Origin of the sequence: Streptomyces sp. SID14478 (genome assembly GCF_010548525.1) — a bacterium.
Classification (GTDB): Bacteria; Actinomycetota; Actinomycetes; order Streptomycetales; family Streptomycetaceae; genus Streptomyces.
Genome location: NZ_JAAGMG010001342.1, coordinates 1 through 280, shown reverse-complemented (window position 1 = coordinate 280; position 280 = coordinate 1). Strand labels below are relative to the sequence as shown.

Annotated in this window: 1 protein-coding gene; it reads right to left on the bottom strand. The window is 77.1% G+C overall.

Features of this window, described 5'->3' with window-relative positions; genetic code table 11:
- Positions 1 to 280 (bottom strand): HAMP domain-containing protein (locus tag G3I40_RS42190; protein ID WP_164560078.1); only part of this gene is annotated, 280 nt, incomplete at both ends.

Here is a 280-nt window from a genome sequence, read left to right as displayed (position 1 = left end):
CCGCTCCTGGGTGTGCCGCTCGGCGCCCAGCATCGTGTTCAGCGCCAGACCGAGGCGCCCGACCTCCGTGTCGTCGTCGGCGGGGGCGACGTGGCCCGCGCGGTCGCCGGAGGCGATGGCGTCCGCGTCCCGGGCCATCGCCTCCAGCGGGCGCAGACCGCGGCGCAGGACCCAAAGGCCCGCGCCAGCGAGGAGCGCCAGCACACCACCGGTCGCCGCCGCCTCGACGATCAGCACCTGCCGCAAGGTGCCCTGCACCTGGTCCAGGGGGACGGCCGCG